Source organism: Streptomyces sp. NPDC032161 (genome assembly GCF_040636995.1).
Taxonomy (GTDB): Bacteria; Actinomycetota; Actinomycetes; order Streptomycetales; family Streptomycetaceae; genus Streptomyces.
Genome location: NZ_JBEZVN010000009.1, coordinates 24,740 through 46,604 on the forward strand (window position 1 = coordinate 24,740; position 21,865 = coordinate 46,604).

20 protein-coding genes are annotated in these 21,865 nt (G+C 71.4%); 1 reads left to right on the plus strand and 19 read right to left on the minus strand.

What is annotated here, in order from left to right; all coding sequences use genetic code 11:
- Window positions 1-38: 38 nt before the first annotated feature.
- From carB to pyrR, 6 genes are all read right to left on the minus strand, one after another.
- Window positions 39-3,347 carry a carbamoyl-phosphate synthase large subunit gene (gene carB, locus AB0E67_RS19225; RefSeq protein WP_362028028.1) on the minus strand — a complete coding sequence of 1,103 codons (3,309 nt, stop codon included), beginning with the start codon at window positions 3,345-3,347 and terminating at the stop codon, window positions 39-41.
- Entirely contained in the window at window positions 3,340-4,482 is a 1,143-nt protein-coding gene (gene carA / locus AB0E67_RS19230) for a glutamine-hydrolyzing carbamoyl-phosphate synthase small subunit (protein ID WP_362028031.1), read from the minus strand. The genes carB and carA overlap by 8 nt, the downstream gene beginning before the upstream one ends.
- Window positions 4,479-5,060, minus strand: a complete 582-nt coding sequence (locus tag AB0E67_RS19235; protein ID WP_362028034.1) for a hypothetical protein — start codon at window positions 5,058-5,060, stop codon at window positions 4,479-4,481. The genes carA and AB0E67_RS19235 overlap by 4 nt, the downstream gene beginning before the upstream one ends.
- Window positions 5,057-6,370 (minus strand): dihydroorotase, encoded by a 1,314-nt coding sequence (locus AB0E67_RS19240; protein WP_362028036.1) that lies wholly within the window; start codon window positions 6,368-6,370, stop codon window positions 5,057-5,059. The genes AB0E67_RS19235 and AB0E67_RS19240 overlap by 4 nt, the downstream gene beginning before the upstream one ends.
- Before the next feature lie 2 nt (window positions 6,371-6,372).
- Window positions 6,373-7,374, minus strand: coding sequence for an aspartate carbamoyltransferase catalytic subunit (locus AB0E67_RS19245; protein ID WP_362028039.1), 1,002 nt, complete (start codon window positions 7,372-7,374; stop codon window positions 6,373-6,375).
- 92 nt (window positions 7,375-7,466) lie between these two features.
- Complete coding sequence (pyrR, locus tag AB0E67_RS19250; protein WP_351631423.1) at window positions 7,467-8,051, minus strand: bifunctional pyr operon transcriptional regulator/uracil phosphoribosyltransferase PyrR; 585 nt, start codon at window positions 8,049-8,051, stop codon at window positions 7,467-7,469.
- A 220-nt stretch (window positions 8,052-8,271) separates the two neighbouring features.
- Here pyrR and bldD point away from each other — a divergent pair, with 220 nt between their 5' ends.
- Window positions 8,272-8,772, plus strand: a complete 501-nt coding sequence (bldD, locus tag AB0E67_RS19255; protein ID WP_030355502.1) for a transcriptional regulator BldD — start codon at window positions 8,272-8,274, stop codon at window positions 8,770-8,772.
- Between the two features lie 224 nt (window positions 8,773-8,996).
- Here bldD and nusB read toward each other — a convergent pair whose 3' ends face one another.
- The 13 genes from nusB to AB0E67_RS19320 all read right to left on the minus strand — a co-directional run bounded on the left by nusB (window position 8,997) and on the right by AB0E67_RS19320 (window position 21,859).
- Window positions 8,997-9,428, minus strand: a complete 432-nt coding sequence (nusB, locus tag AB0E67_RS19260) for a transcription antitermination factor NusB (RefSeq protein WP_362028043.1) — start codon at window positions 9,426-9,428, stop codon at window positions 8,997-8,999.
- Between the two features lie 2 nt (window positions 9,429-9,430).
- The gene (gene efp, locus AB0E67_RS19265) at window positions 9,431-9,997 is read right to left on the minus strand and encodes an elongation factor P (RefSeq protein ID WP_073787608.1); all 567 of its coding nucleotides are present in this window, start codon (window positions 9,995-9,997) and stop codon (window positions 9,431-9,433) included.
- Window positions 9,998-10,047: 50 nt separating this feature from the next.
- Window positions 10,048-11,154: an aminopeptidase P family protein gene (locus AB0E67_RS19270; protein ID WP_362028046.1), complete on the minus strand. Its 1,107-nt coding sequence runs from the start codon at window positions 11,152-11,154 to the stop codon at window positions 10,048-10,050.
- 140 nt (window positions 11,155-11,294) lie between these two features.
- The gene (locus AB0E67_RS19275) at window positions 11,295-12,104 is read right to left on the minus strand and encodes a Pro-rich N-terminal domain-containing protein (protein WP_362028049.1); all 810 of its coding nucleotides are present in this window, start codon (window positions 12,102-12,104) and stop codon (window positions 11,295-11,297) included.
- Window positions 12,105-12,231: 127 nt separating this feature from the next.
- A complete protein-coding gene (gene aroQ, locus AB0E67_RS19280) occupies window positions 12,232-12,672 on the minus strand; it encodes a type II 3-dehydroquinate dehydratase (RefSeq protein ID WP_362028052.1) in 441 nt (146 codons plus the stop codon).
- The gene (aroB, locus tag AB0E67_RS19285; protein WP_362028055.1) at window positions 12,669-13,760 is read right to left on the minus strand and encodes a 3-dehydroquinate synthase; all 1,092 of its coding nucleotides are present in this window, start codon (window positions 13,758-13,760) and stop codon (window positions 12,669-12,671) included. Before aroB ends, aroQ begins: the two co-directional genes overlap by 4 nt.
- On the minus strand, window positions 13,757-14,275 hold the full coding sequence (locus tag AB0E67_RS19290) for a shikimate kinase (RefSeq protein WP_360114622.1): 519 nt from the start codon (window positions 14,273-14,275) through the stop codon (window positions 13,757-13,759). The genes aroB and AB0E67_RS19290 overlap by 4 nt, the downstream gene beginning before the upstream one ends.
- Complete coding sequence (gene aroC / locus AB0E67_RS19295; RefSeq protein ID WP_362028058.1) at window positions 14,272-15,456, minus strand: chorismate synthase; 1,185 nt, start codon at window positions 15,454-15,456, stop codon at window positions 14,272-14,274. Before aroC ends, AB0E67_RS19290 begins: the two co-directional genes overlap by 4 nt.
- Window positions 15,457-15,603: 147 nt before the next feature.
- Window positions 15,604-16,437: a shikimate dehydrogenase gene (locus AB0E67_RS19300; RefSeq protein ID WP_362028061.1), complete on the minus strand. Its 834-nt coding sequence runs from the start codon at window positions 16,435-16,437 to the stop codon at window positions 15,604-15,606.
- Entirely contained in the window at window positions 16,424-18,223 is a 1,800-nt protein-coding gene (gene mltG / locus AB0E67_RS19305) for an endolytic transglycosylase MltG (protein ID WP_362028064.1), read from the minus strand. The genes AB0E67_RS19300 and mltG overlap by 14 nt, the downstream gene beginning before the upstream one ends.
- Window positions 18,224-18,318: 95 nt before the next feature.
- The gene (gene ruvX / locus AB0E67_RS19310) at window positions 18,319-18,783 is read right to left on the minus strand and encodes a Holliday junction resolvase RuvX (protein ID WP_362028360.1); all 465 of its coding nucleotides are present in this window, start codon (window positions 18,781-18,783) and stop codon (window positions 18,319-18,321) included.
- A 26-nt stretch (window positions 18,784-18,809) separates the two neighbouring features.
- Window positions 18,810-21,479 carry an alanine--tRNA ligase gene (alaS, locus tag AB0E67_RS19315; protein WP_362028067.1) on the minus strand — a complete coding sequence of 890 codons (2,670 nt, stop codon included), beginning with the start codon at window positions 21,477-21,479 and terminating at the stop codon, window positions 18,810-18,812.
- Window positions 21,479-21,859 carry a hypothetical protein gene (locus tag AB0E67_RS19320; protein WP_351631447.1) on the minus strand — a complete coding sequence of 127 codons (381 nt, stop codon included), beginning with the start codon at window positions 21,857-21,859 and terminating at the stop codon, window positions 21,479-21,481. The genes alaS and AB0E67_RS19320 overlap by 1 nt, the downstream gene beginning before the upstream one ends.
- Window positions 21,860-21,865 lie beyond the last annotated feature (6 nt).

Here is a 21,865-nt window from a genome sequence, read left to right on the forward strand (position 1 = left end):
ATGGAGAGGGGGACACCGTTTCCGGTGTCCCCCTTCGGCTAGTCGCGGGCGGCGATCAGGTGTTCCGCGTGTTCCTGGAGGGAGCGGACGCCGACGTCTCCGTGGGTGAGCGCGTCGATGCCCTGGACGGCGGCGGCGAGCGCCTGGACCGTCGTCAGGCACGGCACGGACCGGGCCACGGCGGCGGTGCGGATCTCGTAGCCGTCGAGTCGGCCGCCGGTGCCGTACGGCGTGTTGACGATCAGGTCGACCTCGCCGTCGTGGATCAGCTGGACGATGGTGCGCTCGCCCTGCGGGCCGGTGCCCTCGGACTGCTTGCGCACGACGGTGGCGTGGATGCCGTTGCGCTTGAGGACCTCGGCGGTGCCGGAGGTGGCGAGCAGCTCGAAGCCGTGGGCGACGAGTTCGCGCGCCGGGAAGATCATCGAGCGCTTGTCGCGGTTGGCCACCGAGATGAACGCGCGGCCCTTGGTGGGCAGCGGCCCGTAGGCGCCGGACTGCGACTTGGCGTACGCCGTGCCGAAGACCGAGTCTATGCCCATGACCTCGCCGGTGGAGCGCATCTCCGGGCCGAGGACGGTGTCGACGCCGCGGCCGTGGATGTCGCGGAAGCGCGACCACGGCATGACGGCCTCCTTGACGGAGATCGGGGCGTCGAGCGGCAGGGTGCCGCCGTCGCCGTGCGCCGGGAGCAGGCCCTCCGCGCGCAGTTCGGCGATGGTCGCGCCCAGGGAGATCCGGGCGGCGGCCTTGGCGAGCGGGACGGCGGTCGCCTTCGAGGTGAAGGGGACCGTGCGCGAGGCACGCGGGTTGGCCTCCAGGACGTACAGGATGTCGCCGGAGAGCGCGAACTGGATGTTGATCAGTCCGCGGACGCCGACGCCCTTCGCGATGCCCTCGGTGGAGGCCCGCAGCCGCTTGATGTCGAAGCCGCCGAGGGTGATCGGGGGCAGCGCGCAGGCGGAGTCGCCGGAGTGGATGCCGGCCTCCTCGATGTGCTCCATGACGCCGCCGAGGTAGAGCTCGGTGCCGTCGTAGAGCGCGTCGACGTCGATCTCGATCGCGTCGTCGAGGAAGCGGTCGACCAGGACCGGCCGGGTGGGGCTGATCTCGGTGGACTCGGCGATGTACGAGGAGAGCCGGGCCTCGTCGTAGACGATCTCCATGCCGCGCCCGCCGAGCACGTACGACGGGCGTACGAGGACGGGGTAGCCGATCTCGTCCGCGATGGCCTTGGCCTCGCCGAACGTGGTGGCGGTGCCGTGCTTCGGCGCGGGCAGCCCGGCCTCGGCCAGGACGCGGCCGAAGGCGCCGCGGTCCTCGGCGGCGTGGATGGCCTCCGGGGGCGTGCCGACGACGGGGACGCCGTTGTCCTTGAGCGCCTGCGACAGACCGAGCGGGGTCTGGCCGCCGAGCTGGACGACGACACCGGCGACCGGGCCCGCGAGCGTCTCCGCGTGCACGATCTCCAGCACGTCCTCAAGCGTCAGCGGCTCGAAGTACAGGCGGTCGGAGGTGTCGTAGTCGGTGGAGACGGTCTCCGGGTTGCAGTTGACCATCACGGTCTCGTAGCCCGCGTCGCTCAGTGCGAAGGAGGCGTGGACGCAGGAGTAGTCGAACTCGATGCCCTGGCCGATGCGGTTCGGGCCGGAGCCGAGGATGATGACCGCGGGCCTCTCGCGCGGTGCGACCTCGTTCTCCTCGTCGTAGGACGAGTAGAAGTACGGCGTCCTCGCCGCGAACTCGGCGGCGCAGGTGTCGACCGTCTTGTACACCGGGCGCACGCCCAGCGCGTGCCGCACCTCGCGGACCACGTCCTCGCGCAGCCCGCGGATCTCGCCGATCTGCTGGTCGGAGAAGCCGTGCCGCTTGGCCTCCGCGAGCAGTTCGGGGACGAGTTCGTCGGCCGCGGCCAGCTCGTCGGCGATCTCCTTGATCAGGAAGAGCTGGTCGACGAACCAGGGGTCGATCCTGGTGGCCTCGAAGACCTCCTCCTGGGTGGCACCGGCCCGGATCGCGCGCATGACGGTGTTGATCCGGCCGTCGGTCGGGCGGACCGCCGCGGCGAGCAGTTCGTCCTTGTCGCCGGGGTCGCCGGTGAAGGAGAACTGTGAGCCCTTCTTCTCCAGGGAGCGCAGCGCCTTCTGGAGCGCCTCGGTGAAGTTCCGGCCGATCGCCATGGCCTCGCCGACCGACTTCATGGTGGTGGTGAGGGTGGAGTCGGCGGAGGGGAACTTCTCGAAGGCGAACCGGGGGGCCTTGACCACGACGTAGTCGAGGGTCGGCTCGAAGGAGGCCGGGGTCTGCTCGGTGATGTCGTTGGGGATCTCGTCGAGCGTGTAGCCGACGGCCAGCTTGGCCGCGATCTTGGCGATCGGGAAGCCGGTGGCCTTCGAGGCGAGCGCCGAGGAGCGGGAGACCCGCGGGTTCATCTCGATGACGATGATCCGGCCGTCGACCGGGTCGACGGCGAACTGGATGTTGCAGCCGCCGGTGTCGACGCCGACCTCGCGGATGATCGCGATGCCGATGTCGCGCAGCCGCTGGTACTCGCGGTCGGTGAGCGTCATCGCGGGGGCGACGGTGATCGAGTCACCGGTGTGGACGCCCATCGGGTCGAAGTTCTCGATGGAGCAGACGACCACGACGTTGTCGTTCCTGTCGCGCATCAGCTCCAGCTCGTACTCCTTCCAGCCGAGGATGGACTCCTCCAGGAGCACCTCGGTGGTCGGGGAGAGCGCCAGGCCCTGGCCGGCGATGCGGCGCAGCTCCTCCTCGTCGTGCGCGAAGCCGGAGCCGGCGCCGCCCATGGTGAAGGAGGGGCGGACGACCACGGGGTAGCCGCCGAGCGTGTCGACGCCCGCGAGGACCTCGTCCATGGAGTGGCAGATGACCGAGCGGGCGGACTCGCCGTGGCCGGTCTTCGCACGGACGGCCTCGACGACGCCCTTGAACAGGTCGCGGTCCTCGCCCTTGTGGATGGCCTCGACGTTGGCGCCGATCAGCTCGACGCCGTACTTCTCCAGGACGCCGTTCTCGTGCATGGAGATCGCGGTGTTGAGCGCGGTCTGGCCGCCCAGGGTGGGCAGGAGCGCGTCGGGGCGCTCCTTGGCGATGATCTTCTCGACGAACTCGGGGGTGATCGGCTCGACGTAGGTGGCGTCGGCGATCTCCGGGTCGGTCATGATCGTGGCCGGGTTGGAGTTGACCAGGATGACGCGCAGGCCCTCGGCCCTGAGCACGCGGCAGGCCTGGGTGCCGGAGTAGTCGAACTCGGCGGCCTGTCCGATGACGATCGGCCCGGAGCCGATGACCAGGACGGACTGGATGTCGGAGCGCTTAGGCACGCCGGTCCTCCATCAGGGAGACGAAACGGTCGAAGAGGTACGCGGCGTCGTGCGGGCCCGCGGCCGCCTCGGGGTGGTACTGGACGCTGAAGGCGGGCCGGTCCAGGAGCCGCAGCCCCTCGACGACCTGGTCGTTCAGGCAGACGTGGGAGACCTCGACGCGGCCGAACTCCGTCTCGGTGACCTTGTCGAGCGGGGCGTCGACGGCGAAGCCGTGGTTGTGCGCGGTGACCTCGACCTTTCCGGTCGTACGGTCCTGCACGGGCTGGTTGATCCCGCGGTGCCCGTACTTCAGCTTGTAGGTGCCGAAGCCGAGGGCGCGGCCCAGGATCTGGTTGCCGAAGCAGATCCCGAAGAGCGGGGTGCCGCGCTCCAGGACGCCTCGCATGACGGAGACCGGGTGGTCGGCGGTGGCCGGGTCGCCGGGACCGTTGGAGAAGAACACGCCGTCGGGCTCGACCGCGTACACGTCCTCCAGCGTGGCGGTGGCGGGCAGCACGTGCACCTCGACGCCGCGCTCGGCCATCCGGTGCGGGGTCATGCCCTTGATGCCGAGGTCGACGGCGGCGACGGTGAACTTCTTGGCGCCGATCGCGGGGACGACGTACGCCTCCTCCGTGGCGACCTCGGCGGAGAGGTCGGCGCCCACCATCTGGGGCGCCTGCTGGACGCGGGCCAGCAGCGCGGCCTCGTCGGCCAGCGCGTCGCCGGAGAAGATGCCGACGCGCATGGCGCCGCGTTCGCGCAGGTGGCGGGTGAGGGCACGGGTGTCGACGCCGCTGATGCCGACGACGCCCTGGCTCTCCAGTTCGTCGTCGAGCGAGCGCCGGGCGCGCCAGTTGGAGGACACCCGGGCGGGGTCGCGGACGACGTAGCCGGAGACCCAGATCCGCTTCGACTCGGGGTCCTCGTCGTTGACGCCGGTGTTGCCGACGTGCGGGGCGGTCATCACGACGACCTGGCGGTGGTAGGAGGGGTCGGTCAGCGTCTCCTGGTAACCGGTCATGCCGGTGGAGAACACCGCTTCGCCGAAGGTCTCCCCCACGGCCCCGTAGGCACGGCCGCGGAAGGCGCGGCCGTCCTCCAGGACGAGTACGGCGGGAGCTCTGCCGGCTCCCCGGGCGGAGGTCGTCATCGTGCGATGCCTTCCGTAGTGCTGGTGAGTTGTTCGATGGCCTCGACCCAGGCCGGGTGCTCGGCCGAGCGGTCGGAGCGGAACCCGGAGTCGATCAGCTTGTCGCCGTGGGCCCAGGTGATGATCAGCAGGCCGCCCTCGGGGAGGACCTTGCCCGCGATGCCCTTGTCGAGCCGGGCCCCGCGCAGCGCGGCGGCCGGGACGAAGAAGTCGGCCGCGCCGGGGCGCACGACGTCCAGGCCCCGGTCGGTCAGGGTGAGCTCGACCCGGCTGCGGGTGCCGAGGCCGTGGGCGACGATCCGGTCGAGCCACTGTCCGGCGGTCGTCGAGGCGTGGTACCGGCCGGACAGCGTCAGCGGCTCCGCGCCGTCCGCGAACCCTTCCGGCGCGGTCGGGAGCTCCGGCAGATCGGACTGGAGGCTGCCGCGCCACTTCCATCCCTGGCGCATCAGCCAGTAGACGAAGGCGATGAAGACGAGCAGTCCGACGACCCAGCTGATGCGGGCGGCCCAGTCGGTCACTTCGGCCGACTTCTGCTCGGCGGCGAGCTGGAGGTACAGGGGGGTGAGTGATGTCACGCGAGCTTCCCGTCGACGACCGTGGCACGGCCCCGCAGGAAGGTGTGAGTGACTCGGCCCGGCAGCTCGCGCCCCTCGTAGGGGGTGTTGCGGCTGCGGGAGGCGAAGCCCGCGGGGTCCACCACACCACGGTATGCCGGATCGACCAGGGTGAGGTTGGCGGGCTCACCGACCGAGACGGGACGGCCGTGTCCGTCGAGCCGGCCGATGGTGGCCGGACGGAACGACATCCGGTCCGCGACGCCCGCCCAGTCCAGCAGCCCGGTGTCCACCATGGTCTGCTGGACGACGGAGAGCGCGGTCTCCAGGCCCACCATGCCCATGGCGGCGGCGGCCCACTCGCAGTCCTTGTCCTCGTGCGGGTGCGGGGCGTGGTCGGTGGCGACGCAGTCGATGGTGCCGTCGGCCAGCGCCTCGCGCAGGGCCATGACGTCGGCCTCGGTGCGCAACGGCGGGTTCACCTTGTAGACCGGGTCGTAGGTCCGTACGAGCTCGTCGGTCAGGAGCAGGTGGTGCGGGGTGACCTCGGCGGTGACGTCCCAGCCCTTGGACTTGGCCCAGCGGACGATCTCGACGGACCCGGCGGTCGACAGGTGGCAGATGTGCACCCGGGAGCCGACGTGGGCGGCGAGCAGGACGTCGCGGGCGATGATCGACTCCTCCGCGACGGCGGGCCAGCCGCCGAGGCCGAGTTCCGCGGAGACGACGCCCTCGTTCATCTGGGCGCCCTCGGTGAGCCGGGGCTCCTGGGCGTGCTGGGCGACGACCCCGTCGAACGCCTTCACGTACTCCAGCGCGCGGCGCATGATCACCGCGTCGTCGACGCACTTTCCGTCGTCGGAGAAGACCTTCACCCCGGCGGCCGAGTCGTGCATGGCACCGAGCTCGGCGAGCTTCCTGCCCTCCAGGCCGACGGTGACGGCGCCGACGGGCTGCACGTCGCAGTAGCCGGACTCCCTGCCCAGCCGCCAGACCTGCTCGACGACGCCGGCGGTGTCGGCGACCGGGAAGGTGTTCGCCATGGCGTGCACGGCGGTGAAGCCGCCGACGGCCGCGGCCTTCGTGCCGGTGAGGACGGTCTCGGAGTCCTCGCGGCCGGGCTCGCGCAGGTGGGTGTGGAGGTCGACCAGGCCGGGCAGCAGGATCCGGCCGACGGCGTCGACGACGGTCGCGTCCCCGGCGTCGAGACCGGTGCCACTCCAGTCGATTTCGCCCGTCCGGGCGGTGGCGGCGATGGTCTCGCCGTCGATCAGGACGTCCTGGGCCTCGCCGCCGAGGACCTTCGCACCGCGGATAAGGGTCTTGCTCATGGTCACTGGTTCTCCTCGGTACGGGCGGGGACGGCGGGCGACGGGGTGGCCGGGGCGGCGGGCTCGGCGCCGCCCAGCAGCAGGTAGAGGACGGCCATGCGGATCGAGACGCCGTTGGCGACCTGCTCGACGGCCGTGCAGCGGTCGGAGTCGGCGACCTCCGCGGTGATCTCCATGCCCCGGACCATCGGGCCGGGGTGCATGACGACGGCGTGCCCGGGCATCCGCGCCATGCGGTCGGCGTCCAGGCCGTAGCGGCGGGAGTACTCGCGCTCGGTCGGGAAGTACGCGGCGTTCATCCGCTCGCGCTGCACCCTCAGCATCATCACCGCGTCGGACTTCGGCAGCACCTCGTCGAGGCCGTAGCTGACCTCGCACGGCCACTGCTCGACACCGACCGGGACGAGCGTGGGCGGGGCGACGAGCGTGACGTGCGCGCCGAGCGTGGTCAGCAGGTGGACGTTGGAACGGGCGACCCGGCTGTGCAGGATGTCGCCGACGATCGTGATCCGGCGGCCCTCCAGGTCCCGGCCCAGGCCGCTGTCGGCGCCGACGAGGCGGCGACGCATCGTGAAGGCGTCCAGGAGGGCCTGGGTGGGGTGCTCGTGGGTGCCGTCGCCCGCGTTGACGACGGCACCGTCGATCCAGCCGGAGGTGGCGAGCCGGTACGGGGCGCCGGAGGCGCCGTGCCGGATGACGACGGCGTCGGCGCCCATCGCCTCCAGGGTCAGCGCGGTGTCCTTGAGCGACTCGCCCTTGGAGACGGACGAGCCCTTCGCGGAGAAGTTGATGACGTCCGCGGAGAGGCGCTTGGCGGCGGCCTCGAAGGAGATGCGGGTACGCGTCGAGTCCTCGAAGAAGAGGTTGACGACGGTACGGCCGCGCAGGGTGGGGAGCTTCTTGATCGGCCGGTCGGCGACCCGGGCCATCTCCTCGGCGGTGTCGAGGATCAGGACGGCGTCGTCGCGGGTGAGGTCGGCGGCCGAGATGAGGTGGCGCTTCATCTGGGTGTTCTCCGAAGGAGGGAGGATTCAGGCATGCGGGCGTGCGGAAGCGGCCGTACGGGCTCAGGGTCCTCCGTACGGGTGAAGTGCGGCTACTGCTCGCCGACCGGGACGGCCCGCTGGACACCGAGCAGCACGGCGTCACGGCCGTCCTCCTCGGCGAGCTGGACCTTGACCGTCTCCCGCAGCGACGTGGGGAGGTTCTTTCCGACGTAGTCGGCGCGGATCGGGAGTTCGCGGTGTCCCCGGTCGACGAGGACCGCGAGCTGCACGGCGCGGGGACGGCCGATGTCGCCCAGGGCGTCGAGCGCGGCGCGGATCGTGCGGCCCGAGAAGAGGACGTCGTCCACCAGGACCACCAGACGGCCCTCGATGCCCTCGCCGGGGATCTCGGTGCGGGCCAGGGCGCGCGCCGGGCGCAGCCGCAGGTCGTCGCGGTACATGGTGATGTCGAGGGAGCCGACCGGCATCTTCCTGCCGGTGATCTCCTGAAGCTTTTCGGCCAGTCGACGGGCGATGAAGACGCCACGTGTCGGGATGCCGAGGAGCACCACGTCGTCGGCGCCCTTGGCGCGTTCGACGATCTCGTGGGCGATGCGGGTCAGTGCCCGGGAGATGTCGGGGGCCTCCAGAACGGGGCGTGCCGCATTGCCGGGGGGTTCATGCTGTGCGTCCATAAGAAACGGACCTCCTTCTCCGCCTCACGGGACGGACTTTAAAGGACGTCGAATTTGCGTCATCCACGGTAGCAGGGCTTGTGCCGGGCTCCGACCGCACCCCCGCGGGTGTCGGTCCGGACCGTTCGGCTTGACGCAGCCAAGTAACGCTGCGTAACCTCACAGTGAGTTACCAGCAACGCGGCGGAGCCGCGCATTGTTCCAGCGTCCGGGGAGCCTTATGTCCAGCGAATACGCAAAACAGCTCGGGGCCAAACTCCGCGCCATCCGCACCCAGCAGGGCCTCTCCCTCCACGGCGTGGAGGAGAAGTCGCAGGGCCGCTGGAAGGCCGTCGTGGTCGGTTCGTACGAGCGCGGTGACCGCGCCGTGACCGTGCAGCGACTCGCCGAGCTCGCGGACTTCTACGGGGTCCCGGTGCAGGAGCTCCTGCCCGGCACGACGCCCGGCGGAGCCGCCGAGCCGCCGCCGAAGCTCGTCCTGGACCTGGAGCGCCTCGCCCACGTCCCGCAGGAGAAGGCCGGACCGCTCCAGCGCTACGCCGCGACGATCCAGAGCCAGCGCGGTGACTACAACGGCAAGGTGCTCTCGATCCGCCAGGACGACCTGCGCACGCTGGCCGTGATCTACGACCAGTCGCCGTCCGTGCTCACGGAGCAGCTGATCAGCTGGGGTGTGCTCGACGCGGACGCGCGCCGTGCCGTCGCCCACGAGGAGGGCTGAGCCCCTCCCCCGAAGAAAACGTGTCGCCGTGCCGACGCGGGCATCCCCTTCCCGGGTGTCCGGTCGGCACGGCTTTTTCGTCCCGTGCGCGGCTCGCACCGACGGCTCCCCGGCGGTCGCCGGCACGGGGGCCGCGGCGGGCCGCGGTCGATTTGCTGGACGTCGTGGAGCCCGCGGCCGGTCCGACCGCGGGCTCCACGACCGCCGAAGAACGTCTCGCGGGGCTACTGCGCCCGGCGGAGGTTCGGCTTGAGGTCCTTGAAGCGGGCCAGCAGGCCGTTCACGAAGGACGGGGACTCGTCGGTGGAGAACTCCTTGGCGAGCTGGACCGCCTCGTCGATCACCACCGCGTCCGGGGTCTCGTCGACCCATATCAGCTCGTACGCGCCGAGCCGCAGGATGTTCCGGTCGACGACCGGCATGCGGTCGATCTCCCAGTCCACCGCGTAGGTCACGATGAGTTCGTCGATGCGGTCCGCGTGCCGCGCGTACCCCTCGACGAGCTCCATCGTGTACTCGGTGACCGGCGGCTGGCGGTGGTCGGCCCGCGCGTGCCGCACCCAGTCCGCGAGGACGGTCTGCACGGATGTGCCGCGCTGGTCGGCCTCGAAGAGGATCTGGAAGGCGCGCTTGCGGGCCTTGGTCCGGGCAGCCACGGTCAGCTGTTCACCCGGCCGAGGTAGTCGCCCGTGCGGGTGTCGACCTTGATCTTCTCACCCGTGGTGATGAAGAGCGGGACACCGATCTCGTAGCCGGTCTCCAGGGTGGCGGGCTTGGTGCCGCCGGTGGAGCGGTCGCCCTGGACGCCCGGCTCGGTGTGCTGGACGGTCAGCTCGACGGCGGCGGGCAGCTCGACGTAGAGCACCTCGCCCTCGTGCTGGGCGACGGTGGCGGTGAAGCCTTCGATCAAGTAGTTGGCGGCGTCGCCGACAGCCTTGCGGTCGACCATGAGCTGGTCGTACGTGTCCATGTCCATGAAGACGAAGTAGTCGCCGTCCATGTACGAGAACTGCATGTCGCTGCGGTCGATGGTGGCCGTCTCGACCTTCACGCCGGCGTTGAACGTCTTGTCGACGGTCTTGCCGGAGAGCACGTTCTTGAGCTTGGTGCGCACGAAGGCCGGGCCCTTGCCGGGCTTGACGTGCTGGAACTCGACGACGGACCAGAGCTGGCCTCCGTCGAGCTTGAGCACCAGGCCGTTCTTGAGGTCGTTCGTGGAAGCCACGGTTGCGGAATCTCCTGGACTGAAGCTGGTGGAACGACCGAGGAAACGCGTCAGAGCGCGAGCAGCTCCTTGGTCGTAATGGTGAGTAGCTCGGGTCCGCCGTCCGCCTCGGGGCGCACGACGAGCGTGTCATCGATCCGGACCCCGCCCCGGCCCGGGAGGTGGACCCCCGGTTCGACGGTGACCGGCACGCAAGCGTCCAGTTTACCCATGGCCGCGGGTGCCAGCTGCGGGTCCTCGTCGATTTCCAGTCCCACACCGTGCCCGGTGCAGGGCGCGAGGCTGCCGCCGTGGCCCGCCGAGTCCAGGAGACAGCGGGCCGCGCGGTCCACGTCGCGGTAGGCGGCGCCGGGGACGAGGGCCTCCCGCCCGGCCCGCTGGGCGGCGAAGACCAGGTCGTACAGCTCGATCTGCCAGTCGGCGGGCGCCGTCCCGATCACGAACGTGCGGCCGATCTCGCAGCGGTAGCCGCGGTAGTTGGCGCCGAGGCAGACGGAGAGGAAGTCCCCCTCCTCCACCCGCCGGTCCGTGGGGCGGTGGCGGCCCCGGCCGGAGTTGGGCCCGGTGGCCACGGAGGTGGGGAAGGCCGGGCCGTCGGCCCCGTGGTCCACCAGCCGGCGTTCCAGCTCCAGGGCGAGGTGCCGCTCGGTGCGGCCGACCAGGATGGATTCGAGGAGTTCCCCCAGGGCCTGGTCGGTGATCTCGGCGGCGATCCGCAGACACGCGATCTCCTCCTCGTCCTTGACCACCCGGAGCTGTTCGACGGTGGGGCCGAGATCGGCCAGCCGGACCCGCGGGACCACCGATCCCATGGCGCGGTGGCGCGAGACCGTCAGATGGTGCTCCTCGACGGCCAGGGAGTCCGCGCCCGACGACGCGGCCAGTTCGGCGGCGGCGACCACCGGATCCCCGTCGGCGGCCGACAGGGACGCCACCCGCAGCCGGTCGTCGGTCCGCCCGTCCCCGGGTTCACCGACCGCGTCACGGGGGCGCAGCAGCACGTCCTCGCCGGGACCGAGCAGCAGCACGGCGCCGGGGGGCGCCCCGCCCGCGAGGTAGCGGACGTTGGCGGGACGGGAGACCAGCGCGGCCGCGGATCCGACGGCTGCGCACCGGTCGCGGAGCAGCCCGCGACGGACGGCGTACACGTCTGACATGTCACGAGCCTACGAGGACCGGCCCGGGCGTGCTCGGTCAGCGCGTCCGACCGGGGCCGCGGACGGGCCGTCCCCGGCCCGGGAACGGCGCCCGCAAGGGCCTCCCCCGGAGCGCCGTCCGGACGCGGCTCACCGGCGGCTCACCAGGAGGGCGGGCTCGTTATGGAACGGGCGAGCACGTCGTCCAGGACCCGCGCGGTGGTCTCCACGTCGTACGTCGAGTTGTCGATGATCGGCAGGCCGGAGCCGTACCAGCCCGCCATCCGGCCGTGGATGCGGGCGACCTCCTCGTCGGAGAGGCGGCGGTTCCCGCTGCGGGCGGCGTTGCGCTCCAGCACGACCTCCAGGCCGGGCAGCAGGACGACGGGCAGCAGCCCTGGGCCGACATGACGCTTCCAGCCACCGAGGCCGACGACGGGCCGGTCGGGGAAGACGGCGTCGTCCAGGATGCAGGAGATGCCGTTGGCGAGGAAGTTGCGGGCGGCGAAGCCGCAGGTGCGGCGGGCGAGGCGGTACTGCGCCTCGGAGTGCTCGTTCCACCCCGACTGCGGGTCGGCGAAGCCGGAGCAGACCCATTCACGGACGTCGTCGAGGCTGACGTGGGCCGTGGGGACGCGGCGGCGGCCGGCCCAGAGCCGGGCCACGGTGGTCTTGCCCGCCCCCGCCGGGCCGATCAACAGGACGGCGAGCGTCGCGGTGCCGGTACCGGCACCGGCCGGCGGCGCGGGCAGCGGGACTGGCCCGCCGGGGGGCAGCGGGACGTGTCCGGTGACCTCCCTGGCGGGAGGTCCGGGGGCGTGCTGCGGGGCCGGGCCGCCCCAGCCCCCTCCGGCGGGCGCGGCGGGGGGCGGCGGGCCCGGGGGGCCGGGGTGGCCTGGGTGCCGTGCCTGGTGCGGCCCGTTCGCCGGGCCCTGGGGCGGTGGCAGCGGTGCCCCCACTGCGTGCTGCATCCGGTGCCACTCCGTCTCGTACAAGCGACTGGGACTGGGACGGCAACCGTACCGTCCCCGGCCGCCACAGGATGAACGGACGGGGACGGCCGACAGTGCCCGGCCGGCCGTCGGATGTGCCGGTCCGTCAGCCGGTCACCTCGTCCGCGAGGGCACGCAGGGCGAGGCGGTAGGAACCGATGCCGAATCCGGCCACGGTCCCGGTGGCGACCGCCGCGACCACGGAGGTGTGGCGGAATTCCTCCCGCGCGTACGGGTTCGAGATGTGCACCTCGATCAGCGGGGCGGTGCGCTGGGCCGCCGCGTCCCGCATCCCGTACGAGTAGTGGGTGAAGGCGCCCGGGTTGAGGACGACCGGGACCGAACCGTCGGCGGCCTCGTGGAGCCAGCGGATCAGCTCCCCCTCGTCGTTGGTCTCGCGGACCTCGACGTCCATGCCGAGCTCCTCGCCGACGGCCCGGCAGGTCTCGACGAGTCCGGCGTACGAGGTGGCCCCGTACACGTCGGGTTCGCGGGACCCGAGCCGGCCGAGATTCGGTCCGTTGAGGACCAGGACCCGGCGGCTCACGCCGACACCTCCCCGTACGCGGCGAGCAGGACGGCCGGGTCGGGGCCCTCCAGCACGGTCGGCTTGCCGAGTCCGTCGAGGACGATGAAGCGCAGCAGGTCGCCGCGGGACTTCTTGTCGACCTTCATGGTCTCCAGCAGCCTGGGCCACTGGTCGCCGCGGTAGGTCAGGGGCAGCCCGACGGACTCCAGGACGGCACGGTGCCGGTCGGCGGTGGCGTCGTCGAGACGTCCGGCCAGTCGTCCCAGCTCGGCGGCGAAGACCATGCCGACCGAGACGGCCGCGCCGTGCCGCCACTTGTAGCGCTCGTTCTTCTCGATGGCGTGGGCCAGCGTGTGGCCGTAGTTGAGGATCTCGCGCCGTCCGGACTCCTTGAGGTCGCCGGAGACGACCTCGGCCTTGACCCGGATGGAACGTTCGATCAGCTCGGCGGTGTGCGGTCCGGTGGGCTTACGGGCGCCCTCGGGGTCCGCCTCGATCAGGTCGAGGATCGCGGGGTCGGCGATGAATCCGGCCTTGATGATCTCGGCCAGGCCGCTGACGTAGTCGTGGACGGGCAGCGAGTCCAGGGCGGCGAGGTCGCACAGGACCCCGGCGGGCGGGTGGAAGGCGCCGACGAGGTTCTTGCCCTCGGCGGTGTTGATGCCCGTCTTGCCGCCGACCGCCGCGTCGACCATGGCGAGCACGGTCGTCGGCACGGCGATCCAGCGCACCCCGCGCAGCCAGGTCGCGGCGACGAATCCGGCCAGGTCCGTGGTGGCTCCGCCGCCGATGCCGACGATGACGTCGGAACGCGTGAAGTGGGACTGGCCCAGGGCCTTCCAGCAGTACGCGGCGACCTCGGCGGTCTTGGCCTCCTCCGCGTTGGGCACCTGGACGGCGATGGCCTCGTAGCCCTGCTCGGCGAGGTCCTGGCGGACCGCGTCACCGGTCTCGGCGAGCGCCTCGGGGTGCAGGACCGCGACGCGCCTGGCCCAGTCGCCGATGAGCGTGGGCAGTTCGCCGAGGAGCTGCCGGCCGATCAGCACGTCGTACGGGTCGGTGCCCGCGCTGCCCGCGACGTGGATGCGGGTCACTGCGTCCGTCATGTCTCCTTCTTCAACTCCATTGCGTCGAGGACCGCCTGGGCGACCTCGTCGGGGGTGCGGCCGTCGGTGGCGACGACCACCCGGGCGACCTCGGTGTACAGAGGGCGGCGGGCCTCCATCAGCTCGCGCCACTGCTTGCGCGGGTTGACGGCCAGCAGCGGGCGGGCGACGTTGAGGCCGGTGCGCCTGACCGCCTCCTCGACGTCCATCGAGAGGTAGACGACGGGCAGCGAGGACAGCAGTTCCCGCGTGCCCGCGTCGAGGACCGCGCCGCCGCCGAGGGCGAGGACGCCCTCGTGCTCGGCGGCCGCGGTCCGTACGGCGGCCCGCTCCAGCTCACGGAAGCGGGGCTCGCCGTCGTCGACGAAGATGTCCGAGATCTCCCGGCCCTCGGCCGCCACGATGTCCGCGTCGGTGTCCCGGTAGGTGGTGCCGAGCCGTTCGGCGAGCAGCTGCCCGACGGTGGACTTGCCGACGCCCATCGGTCCGACGAGGACGATCAGCGGGCCGCTCATCGGATCCTCAGGTGGTCGAGGTACGAGCGCACGTTGCGGCGGGTCTCGGTGACGCTGTCGCCGCCGAACTTCTCCGCGACGGCGTCGGCCAGGACCAGGGCGACCATCGCCTCGGCGACGATGCCCGCGGCCGGGACGGCGCAGACGTCGGAGCGCTGGTGATGGGCCTTGGCGGCCTCGCCGGTGGCGACGTCGACGGTCGCGAGGGCGCGCGGCACCGTCGCGATGGGCTTCATCGCGGCGCGGACCCGCAGCGGCTCGCCGGTGCTCAGACCGCCCTCGGTGCCGCCCGAGCGGCCGGAGGCGCGCCTGATGCCGTCCTCGGTGACCAGGATCTCGTCGTGCGCCCGGGAGCCGGGGACGCGGGCCAGGTCGAAGCCGTCACCGACCTCGACGCCCTTGATGGCCTGAATGCCCATCAGCGCGGCGGCGAGCCGGGCGTCGAGGCGGCGGTCCCAGTGGACGTGCGAGCCGAGGCCGACGGGCACCCCGTACGCGAGCACCTCGACCACCCCGCCGAGGGTGTCGCCGTCCTTGTGTGCCTGGTCGATCTCCGCGACCATCGCCTCGCTCGCGTCGGGGTCGAGGCAGCGCACGGGGTCGGCGTCGAGCCGTTCGACGTCGGCGGGGGTCGGGAGGACGCCGCGGGGCGCCTTGGCGGCGGCCAGCTCGACCACGTGGCTGACGATCTCGATGCCGGCCGTCTCCTTGAGGTACGACCGGGCAACGGTGCCGAGCGCGACCCTGGCCGCGGTCTCCCGGGCGCTGGCGCGCTCCAGGATCGGCCGGGCCTCGTCGAAGTCGTACTTCTGCATGCCCGCGAGGTCGGCGTGGCCGGGGCGCGGGCGGGTGAGCGGGGCGTTGCGGGCCAGTTCGGCCAGCGCCTCGGGGTCGACCGGGTCGGCCGACATGACCTGCTCCCACTTGGGCCACTCGGTGTTGCCCACCATCACGGCGACCGGGGAGCCCAGGGTGAGGCCGTGGCGGACCCCGCCGAGGAACGTGACCTCGTCCTTCTCGAACTTCATCCGCGCCCCGCGGCCGTATCCGAGCCGCCGCCGCGCGAGCGCGTCCGCCACCATCCCAGTGGTGATCGGGACACCGGAGGGAAGACCCTCCAGCGTCGCCACGAGTGCGGGGCCGTGCGACTCCCCGGCGGTCAGCCAGCGCAACCTGCTCAACGGTGCTCCTCATGCTCGCGCCTCGAACTGCGACGGCGCGACCGGGTGCGCGGCCCTGGCCCGCCGCCCTCGATCCTCCCACGTCCGGGGGCGTGAACCGGTCGCCGGTCCAGCAGGCGGACGCCTCCCGGCGGCCGGAACACGAGGTCAGCGGGAAGCGAGCGCCGCTTCCCCGGCCTGTCGCATGGTCGCGAGAGGAGCGGGCGCGCGGCCGGTCATCTGCTCGACCTGGAGCACCGCCTGGTGCACCAGGAGGTCGAGACCTCCGATGACTGTGCCGTCCTGGGCCGCCCACGAGGCGGCGAGTCCGGTCGGCCAGGGCTCGTACAGCACGTCGAAGAGCGTGCCGGGCCGCTCGGGCACGTCGCCGGTCAGCGCGTCGGTGGCACCGGCCGGGGTGGTGGCGACGACCAGGGGGGCGCGCAGCGCCTCGGCGGCCCGTGACCAGTCGCGGGTCCTGACGTCGACGCCGAGTCGTTCGCCCCAGCCGTGCATCTCCCGGCCGCGTTCCGCGCTGCGCACATACGCCGTGACCGGTCCCGCGCAGATCTCGGACAGTGCGGCGAGCGCCGAGGACGCGGTCGCCCCGGCGCCGAGCACGGCGGCCGATTCGACCTTCTCGACGCCGCGTTCCCGCAGGGCGGCGATCATGCCGGGGACGTCGGTGTTGTCACCGGTCCGCCGGCCGTCCCGGGTGAACACGACCGTGTTGACGGCCTCCACCGACGACGCGGTCTCGCTGATGGAGTCCAGCAGCGGGATGACCACGCGCTTGAGCGGCATGGTCAGGGACAGCCCGGCCCAGGAGGCGTCGAGGCCCTCCAGGAAGGCGGGCAGGCCCGCCTCGTCGACCTCGAAGCGGTCGTACGTCCAGTCGGTGAGGCCGAGTTCGGCGTACGCGGCCCGGTGCAGGACCGGGGAGAGCGAGTGGGCGATCGGCGAGCCGAGGACGGCCGCCCGGCGCCGGTCATTTGAGGCCATGCAGTTCCTTGAACTTGTCGTTGAGCTTCTCGTGCTCGGCGGCCGTCTTGGTGAATTGGGTCTTCTTGCCGTCGAGCGAGATGAAGAACATCCACCCGTCACCGGTGGGATTGAGCGTGGCACGCAGGGCTTCGGCGCCCGGATTGCTGATCGGCCCCGGCGGAAGACCTTCGTGGTAATAGGTGTTGTACGGATCCGGATTGCTACGGATCTCGTTGGAGCCGATCTTGATCTTGCTCTGGTTCTTGAGGTAATTGAACGCGGAGTCGAATTCGAGCTTGCGATTCGTGATCGTGTTGTCCGGCTTCAGGCGGTTGTAGACGACCTCGCTCATCTTGCGGAAGTCGTCGTGCGTGAGACCCTCGGCCTGGACGAGGCTTGCGACGGTGAGGACCTGCCAGGGACCGTCCAGATCGTGCTCCTTGGCGGCCTTCTCGAGGTCGAGCTTGTCGTACTCCTCGTTGGCCCGGGAGACCATCGCCTTGAGAACGGCCTCCGGCTTGGTCCCCTTGGTGACCGGATACGCGACCGGATAGAGGAACCCTTCCAGCGGATCCTTGATGTCCTTGTCATTGCCGGCCCACTCGGGCAGACCGAGGTCGGACGCCTTGGATGCGGCGACTTCCTTGGTCGTGCCCTTTTTGAGGCCCAGCCTCTTGTCGATCAGCTCGTAGATCTGGACGTTGCGGCGTCCCTCGGGAATCACCAGAAGATTCTGGTTCTTGTTGTCGACCAGCATCTTGACGGCCTCGGCCGCGGACATCTTCTCGTGGAGCAGATAGACCCCGGCCTGGATCTGTCCGCCCTTGGGGTTCTCCTTCTGCGCGGCCACGAACGCGTCGACGCTCTTGACGACACCCTTCTCCTTCAGGATGTTGCCGATGTCGTAGCCGTAGAGGCCCTTCGTGATCTCGATCTCGACCTGGCCGGTTCCCTGTCCGGAGTAGTCCGGCGGCGCGCCGAACTTGTCCTGCCAGAACGAGTAGCCGAGATACCCGACCCCGCCGAGGCCGCCGACCAGGACCACCGCGACGCCCAGACAGGCGCAGCCGTTGCGGCTCTTCTTCTTGCCCTTGCCCTTGCCCCGGCGCTCACCTCCGCCGCGTGCGGCCCGGCGCGAGGCGGGCGGGTCGTCGTCCTCGTCGCCGTGGTCGTCCTTGCCGCCCGGGGCGTCGGCGCCGGTGAAGAAGGGGTGGGTCTCCTCCGGTTCGGTCTCCGGGTCCCAGTCGGGGTTCTTCGCGGGGGCCGGTCCGGGAGCGGTGTCACGACCGGACGGGGGCTGCGGCGGCGGGTAGGCGTCCGGCGTGCCGTACTGGTCGGGCATCTCGCCCTGGCCCGCCGGCCGACCGCCGTACGGGTCGGCCGCGTGGGCGTCGTACGGCGCGGCCGGCTGCTGCCCCGGGTCCCAGCCACCGTTGTGGTGGGAGGGCTGCTGGGGCCGCTGCGGCTGGTGCCCCTGCGGCTGCTGCTGCGCGTACGGATCCTGCGGGGTTCCGTACGCGGGCTGCTGGTGGTACTGCTGCCCGTACGGATCGGACGCCTGCGGGTGCTGCGCGTACGGGTCCTGCGGCTGCTGCGCGTAGCCGCCCTGACCGTACGGGTCCTGGTGGTACGCGTCCTGGTGGTACGGATCCTGGGCATAGGGGTCCTGGGGATGGGGCTGCTGCCCGCCGCCGTACTGGCCCCGGCCGTGGGCGGACTGCTGTCCCCCCCATCCCTGGTCCCCGTACAAGGGGTCCTCGGGATGCCACGGTTCGGAGCCGGGGCCCCGGCCATACTCAGTCATCGATCCCCTAGAGCCGCGAGGCGACGTTCCGCCTCTTCGCTGTGCGGTGCTTGTTCGAACACCGCCGCATCGCGCGGAACGTTACCGTATCGCGATCAGCCCTCCACCTCGACGCCTTCACCGGGTGCTCTGCCCGACGCCCGTTCGGACTCGAGGGCGTTCTGGAGGATCACCACGGCGGCGGCCTGGTCGATGACGGAGCGGCCCTTCTTGGACTTCACGCCCGAGGCGCGCAGTCCCTGACTGGCCGTCACCGTCGTCATCCGCTCGTCGACCAGCCGCACCGGAAGGGGTGACACCGAGCGGGCCATCTCCCGTGCGAAGGCCCGGATCTTGGCGGCCGCGGGCCCTTCGCCGCCGCCGAGGGAGCGCGGCAGACCGATGATGATCTCGATCGGCTCGTACTCCTCGACGATCTGCCTCAGCCGCCGGTGGGCCGCCGGGACGTCACGCCCCGGCACGGTCTCCACCGGTGTGGCGAGGATCCCGTCGGGGTCGCACGAGGCGACCCCGATCCGGGCGTCCCCGACATCGATCGCGAGACGGCGGCCCCGGCGCATCCCCGTCGCTCCCGTCACGTCCGCGATCATGCCGTCTCGGCGACGAGGCGTTCGACCGCGGCCACGGCCTCGCCGATGGCCTCGGGGTTCTGGCCGCCGCCCTGCGCGACGTCCGGCTTGCCGCCGCCACCGCCGCCCAGGGTCTTGGCGGCCGTGCGGACCAGGTCGCCGGCCTTGAGACCGCGCTCGCGGGCGGCCTCGTTGGTGGCGATCACGGTCAGCGGGCGCCCGTTCGCCGTGGTGAACAGGGCCACGACGGCCGGGCGTCCGCCCTGGATGCGCCCGCGCACGTCGAGGACCAGCTTGCGCAGGTCGTCGGCGGAGGCGCCGTCCGGGACCTGCCCGGTGACGAGGGCGACGCCCCGTACGTCCCTGGCGGACTCGGCGAGCCCGGCGGCGGCCTGGAGGACCTTCTCCGCACGGAACTTCTCGATCTCCTTCTCGGCGTCCTTCAGCTTGCCGAGCATCCCGGCGATCTTCTCCGGAAGCTCCTCGGGGCGGCCCTTGACCAGCTCCTGGAGCTGGGCGACGACCGTGTGCTCCCGGGCCAGGAAGTTGTACGCGTCGACACCGACGAGGGCCTCGATGCGGCGCACACCGGAACCGATGGACGATTCGCCGAGCAGCTTCACCAGGCCCAGCTGGGCGGTGTTGTGGACGTGCGTACCGCCGCACAGCTCCTTGGAGAAGTCCCCGATGGTGACGACCCGGACCTGCTCGCCGTACTTCTCGCCGAACTCGGCGATGGCACCCTGCTTCTTGGCCTCGTCGATCGGCATGACCTCGGCGTGGACGTCGAGTTCGCGGGCGAGAACCTCGTTGATCTTCTGCTCGACGTCGGTGAGGACCGTGCCCGGCACGGCGGACGGCGAACCGAAGTCGAAGCGGAAGCGGCCCGGCGAGTTCTCCGAACCGGCCTGGGCGGCCGTCGGGCCCAGCGCGTCGCGCAGCGCCTGGTGCGTGAGGTGGGTGGCGCTGTGGGCGCGGGCGATGGCACGGCGGCGGGTGGTGTCGATGACGGCGTACGCGGAGGCGCCCACCGTGACCTCGCCGACCTGGACCGACCCCTTGTGCACGGAGACGCCGGGGACGGGCTGCTGGACGTCGCGGACCTGGATGACGGCGCCGCTGTCCAGCCGGATCCGGCCCTGGTCGGCGAGCTGGCCGCCGCCCTCGGCGTAGAACGGGGTGCGGTCGAGGACGACCTCGACCTCGTCGCCCTCGGAGGCGGCGGGCGAGGGCACGCCGTCGACGAGCAGGCCGACGACGGTCGACTCGCCCTCGGTGGCGGTGTAGCCGGTGAACTCGGTGGTGCCGGAGTCGTCCGCGACCGCACGGTAGGCGGACAGGTCGGCGTGACCGGTCTTCTTGGCCTTGGCGTCGGCCTTGGCCCGCTCCCGCTGCTCCTTCATCAGGCGGCGGAAGCCGTCCTCGTCCACGGACAGGCCCTGTTCGGCGGCCATCTCCAGGGTGAGGTCGATCGGGAAGCCCCAGGTGTCGTGGAGCAGGAACGCCTTGTCGCCGGGCAGGACCTTGCCGCCCGCGGCCTTGGTCTCGGTGACGGCGGTGTCGAGGATGTTGGTGCCGCCCTTGAGGGCCTTGAGGAAGGCGGCCTCCTCGGCGAGGGCGACGCTCTCGATGCGCTTGCGGTCGGTGGCCAGCTCCGGGTACTGCTGCCCCATCGTGTCGACCACGACGTCGACCAGGTCCTTGACGACCGGCCCGGTGGCGCCCAGCAGCCGCATGTTGCGGATGGCGCGGCGCATGATGCGGCGCAGCACGTAGCCGCGGCCCTCGTTGCCGGGGGTGACGCCGTCGCCGATGAGCATCACGGAGGTGCGGATGTGGTCGGCGACCACGCGCAGCGAGACGTCGCTGCCGTGGGCCCTGCCGTAGGCGACGCCGGTGAGCTCGGTGGCCCTGTCGATGACGACCTTGAGCGTGTCCGTCTCGTACATGTTCTGCACGCCCTGCAGGATCATGGCGAGGCGTTCCAGGCCGAGGCCCGTGTCGATGTTCTTCGACGGCAGGTCGCCGAGGATCGGGAAGTCCTCCTTGCCGTCACCGGCGCCGCGCTCGTACTGCATGAAGACCAGGTTCCAGATCTCCACGTAGCGCTCGTCGTTGACGGCCGGACCGCCCTCGGCGCCGAACTCGGGGCCGCGGTCGTAGTTGATCTCGGAGCAGGGGCCGCAGGGGCCGGGGACGCCCATGGACCAGAAGTTGTCCTTCTTGCCCAGGCGCTGGATGCGCTCGGCCGGCACGCCGATCTTGTCGCGCCAGATCTGCTCGGCCTCGTCGTCGTCGAGGTAGACCGTGATCCACAGCCGCTCGGGGTCGAGGCCGTAGCCGCCGTCCGCCACGGAGCTGGTGAGCAGCTCCCAGGCGAGCGTGATGGCGCCTTCCTTGAAGTAGTCCCCGAAGGAGAAGTTGCCGCACATCTGGAAGAACGTGCCGTGCCGGGTGGTCTTGCCGACCTCCTCGATGTCCGGCGTGCGGACGCACTTCTGCACGCTGGTGACGCGCGGGGCGGGCGGCTTGACCTCGCCGAGGAAGTACGGCTTGAAGGGCACCATGCCCGCCGGGACCAGCAGCAGAGTCGGGTCGTCCGCGATGAGCGACGCCGAAGGGACGACGGTGTGACCGCGCTCCTCGAAGAAGCTCAGCCAGCGGCGACGAATTTCAGCCGACTCCATCAGTGGTCCTCATTCCGGTTGTACGGGTTGTAGGTGTACGAGTTACGGGGAGGCGTACGGCGGTCGCCGGCCGCGAGGGCCCTGTCCGGCCCGACGGGCTCGGCCGCCTCGACGACGGCGAAGCGGGGCCGCGCGGGCAGCTCGGGGTCGACCGGCGCCTCCAGCCCCAGGGCCTCGCCCAGTTCGGCCTCGCGCCGCACCATCGACTCACGGACGTCCAGGGCGAAGTCCTTGATCCGGTGGCCGGTCTCGATGGCCCGGTCCGCGGCCTGGGCCGCGAGGCTCTCGGGGGTCAGCTGCCTGAGCTTGCGGTTGACCTTGGTGGTGGCCCAGACACCGGCGGCTGCGCCGGCGGTGAACCAGAACGTGCGGCGGAACATCGCTGC

What these genes read in the sequence shown, in the direction of transcription:
- carA (WP_362028031.1), bottom strand. Translation starts at nt 4,482, where the DNA reads ATGACGACCTCCGCCCGGGGAGCCGGCAGAGCTCCCGCCGTACTCGTC.
- AB0E67_RS19240 (WP_362028036.1), bottom strand. Translation starts at nt 6,370, where the DNA reads ATGAGCAAGACCCTTATCCGCGGTGCGAAGGTCCTCGGCGGCGAGGCC.
- AB0E67_RS19245 (WP_362028039.1), bottom strand. Translation starts at nt 7,374, where the DNA reads ATGAAGCGCCACCTCATCTCGGCCGCCGACCTCACCCGCGACGACGCC.
- pyrR (WP_351631423.1), bottom strand. Translation starts at nt 8,051, where the DNA reads ATGGACGCACAGCATGAACCCCCCGGCAATGCGGCACGCCCCGTTCTG.
- bldD (WP_030355502.1), top strand. Translation starts at nt 8,272, where the DNA reads ATGTCCAGCGAATACGCAAAACAGCTCGGGGCCAAACTCCGCGCCATC.
- AB0E67_RS19270 (WP_362028046.1), bottom strand. Translation starts at nt 11,154, where the DNA reads ATGTCAGACGTGTACGCCGTCCGTCGCGGGCTGCTCCGCGACCGGTGC.
- AB0E67_RS19275 (WP_362028049.1), bottom strand. Translation starts at nt 12,104, where the DNA reads ATGCAGCACGCAGTGGGGGCACCGCTGCCACCGCCCCAGGGCCCGGCG.
- aroB (WP_362028055.1), bottom strand. Translation starts at nt 13,760, where the DNA reads ATGACGGACGCAGTGACCCGCATCCACGTCGCGGGCAGCGCGGGCACC.
- AB0E67_RS19290 (WP_360114622.1), bottom strand. Translation starts at nt 14,275, where the DNA reads ATGAGCGGCCCGCTGATCGTCCTCGTCGGACCGATGGGCGTCGGCAAG.
- AB0E67_RS19300 (WP_362028061.1), bottom strand. Translation starts at nt 16,437, where the DNA reads ATGGCCTCAAATGACCGGCGCCGGGCGGCCGTCCTCGGCTCGCCGATC.
- mltG (WP_362028064.1), bottom strand. Translation starts at nt 18,223, where the DNA reads ATGACTGAGTATGGCCGGGGCCCCGGCTCCGAACCGTGGCATCCCGAG.
- ruvX (WP_362028360.1), bottom strand. Translation starts at nt 18,783, where the DNA reads ATGCGCCGGGGCCGCCGTCTCGCGATCGATGTCGGGGACGCCCGGATC.
- alaS (WP_362028067.1), bottom strand. Translation starts at nt 21,479, where the DNA reads ATGGAGTCGGCTGAAATTCGTCGCCGCTGGCTGAGCTTCTTCGAGGAG.
- AB0E67_RS19320 (WP_351631447.1), bottom strand. Translation starts at nt 21,859, where the DNA reads ATGTTCCGCCGCACGTTCTGGTTCACCGCCGGCGCAGCCGCCGGTGTC.